A 2576-nucleotide genomic window follows, 5' to 3' on the forward strand; every position below is an offset into this window, starting at 1 on the left:
GCGGCCCTCCGTGCACCCGGACCGGGCCTGTCAGGACTGCTCACTACCGGCGGTTGCCCGCGACCACCCGGCGGGCACCGTAGGCCGCGCCGATCAGCCCGAGCGCACCGGCGGCCGCGAGGCCCGCGGTGAGCATCGTGCGCTGCTCCTGGGCCGCGAGACCGGACTGGCCGCCCGGCACGGCCTCGGGCGCCTGCTCCATGCCCTCCAGGGTCTGGACGGCGAGGTCCAGGTTCCCGGCCTCGAGGGAGCCCCACGCGTACACGATGTTGTGGGTGCCCTCGGCCAGCTGGAGATCCGCCGGGCCGATGACCGGCTCGGTGGTGCCCGCCGCGGCCACGGACGCGGAGACCGTGCCGGCGTCGACCGGGAGGGTCTCCTCGTTCGGGTTCTCGAGCCCGGTGATGATCGGCTGGCCGCCCGCGAGGACGTCCACGGCCGGGGCAGCGGCCACGTGCCGGACGGTCAGGTGCGACTTCCCGGCCTCGATCTCGGACATGTCGTTGGTGAACAGGGTGGCCGTCGGGTTGCCCTCGACGTCGAGGTGGGCCGCGGCCGTGTAGCTCATCCCGGTCTGCAGGTCCGCGGTGACGGGCCCGATGATCGGCTCCGAGGCGTCGGCGGCGTCGGGGGCCGTGACGGCCAGGTCGTAGCTGCCCGCGGGCAGCTCCAGCGGACCGGCCAGGGTGCCCGGCTCGAAGTCGTCGAGGGTGAGCTCGCCGTTGACGTACACGTCCACGACGGTGTCGGGGACACCGTGGAGCACGGACAGCTCCGCGTGCTCGGCGGCGAACGCCGGGCTCATGCTGAGGGCACCGGCACCGAGGCCGAGGACTGCTGCGGCGGAAAGGGTCTTGCGCATGGTAACTACTCCTTGAACAGGCTCCCTGGCGGAAGCGGAATCGACCTTGCACCCGTACTACCGCCGTGGACCCCGCCGCGGATGCAGCAGGTCACATTTTTCTCGAGAAGTTTTTCCGGACCCGTCCGGCCACGCCGTGGCCGCGCGAGGGTGCGACCCCTCGCGCGGCCCCGGCTCACTCCTCCTCGAGCGTGGAGGTCTCCTCCGGCTCGTCGAGGACGACCTCCTGGTCCTGCTCCACGAGGTCGTCGGGATTCGCCTCGAGGGAGGAGGCCTCCGAGCGCTCGGGCGCCTGCGCCGGGGCCTCGGCGTCCTGGTCGTCCATCTCCGGCCGCTCGGCGTCGATCGTCTGCTCGAGCCGGTCGGCCTCGTCGAATCCGGGTACGTCGCTCATGGTTGCCTCCTGCTTCGTCGGACCTGCGGAACCACCGGCCGCGTGACCGGTCGCGTGCGTCCGACCCTACTCGTCCGGCCCTCTGTTCCCAGCCCCCTGGAGGTCGGATAACGTGGTCTGCACCACAGGAAGCAACGCTCAACAGCAGGAGTGGTCCACCATGACGAGCCGATTCCACCGCTACGCCGAACTGTTCAGGAGCAAGGGCCCCTGGTGCACCGTGTACACGGACATCAGCACGGGAACCGTGGACTCGTTGCACGCCATCGACGTCCTTCCCGAGAACATCTGCCGGGACCTGGAGCGACAGGGGGCGAGCAAGGCCGATCTCGACGCGGTGGAGGCCGCCGTGCGTCCGGCCGGGGGCGTGCCGGACCCGGTGTGCCGGTACCTCCTGGTGCGCAACGGGACCGTGGAGATCGACGAGGTCCTCCCCGGCCCTCTCGCCGGCCGCGGTGTCGTCCGGGTGGAGGACGTCCCCGACCTCACGCCCCTGTTCCGGCACCGCCCGGACGACTTCCCCTATGTGGTCGCCGAGGTGGGCCGCGACGGCGGGGAGATCCGCCTGCAGCACGCCAGCCGTGTCCGGACCACCGACGAGCAGCAGATCGAGGGCGAGACCGAGCACCTGAAGAAGTTCCCCGGGGGCGGGTGGTCGCAGGGCCGGTGGCAGCGGCATACCGAGGACGTGTGGCGGCGCAACACCGAGCAGGTCGCCGAGCAGATCGACAAGGTCGTCGCCGAGAGCGGGGCGCAGCTGGTGGTGCTGGCGGGGGACATGCGGGCGCGGGGCCTGGTCGAGGAGCAGCTGTCCAAGGCCTCCCGGGCGATGCTGAGCATGGTCGACGCCAACACCCGCGCGGAGGGCAGCCAGTCCGCCGACCTCGACCACCAGGTCGAGGGGCGCGTCGCGGAGGTGGTGGCCCACCGTCAGCAGGAGCTGCTCGAGCGGCTCGCGGAGCAGCAGGGGCGCGCGGAGCCGACGGCGGTCTCCGGGACGGAGCCCGTCGTCTCGGCCCTGCAGCAGGCCCAGGCGGAGACGCTGCTGATCGACGACACCCGCCTGGACACGGAGCAGGAGCTCATCGCCCTGGACGCCGAGCCGTGGATCGCCGTCCAGGAGTCGGAGGCCGTGGGCGCAGGCGTGCTCGGCCGGGTCCCGGCCGACGCCGCGCTGGTGCGCGCCGCGGTGCTGACCGACGGCCGCCCAGTCTTCGTGCCGCCGGGGGCGCTGCCGCACGGCACGGACGTGGCAGCCCTGCTGCGCTGGAGCGCCGCCCCCGCGGGCTGATCCGCGGTCACGGACGGACGACGGCCCCC

The 2576-nt window shown here is 72.7% G+C and carries 3 protein-coding genes; 1 reads left to right on the forward strand and 2 read right to left on the reverse strand.

From position 1 onward, the window contains the following. Positions 1-43 precede the first annotated feature (43 nt). Together ACH9D3_RS06600 and ACH9D3_RS06605 are read right to left on the reverse strand one after the other, a co-directional pair. The gene (locus ACH9D3_RS06600) at positions 44-862 is read right to left on the reverse strand and encodes a DUF4397 domain-containing protein (RefSeq protein WP_396410321.1); all 819 of its coding nucleotides are present in this window, start codon (positions 860-862) and stop codon (positions 44-46) included. 175 nt (positions 863-1037) lie between these two features. Next, positions 1038-1256, reverse strand: coding sequence for a hypothetical protein (locus ACH9D3_RS06605; protein ID WP_396398704.1), 219 nt, complete (start codon positions 1254-1256; stop codon positions 1038-1040). Positions 1257-1416: 160 nt separating this feature from the next. Here ACH9D3_RS06605 and ACH9D3_RS06610 point away from each other — a divergent pair, with 160 nt between their 5' ends. Then, a complete protein-coding gene (locus ACH9D3_RS06610) occupies positions 1417-2547 on the forward strand; it encodes a baeRF2 domain-containing protein (RefSeq protein WP_396410322.1) in 1131 nt (376 codons plus the stop codon). Positions 2548-2576: the final 29 nt, after the last annotated feature.

This window comes from Kocuria kalidii (assembly GCF_044462225.1).
Classification (GTDB): Bacteria; Actinomycetota; Actinomycetes; order Actinomycetales; family Micrococcaceae; genus Kocuria; species Kocuria kalidii.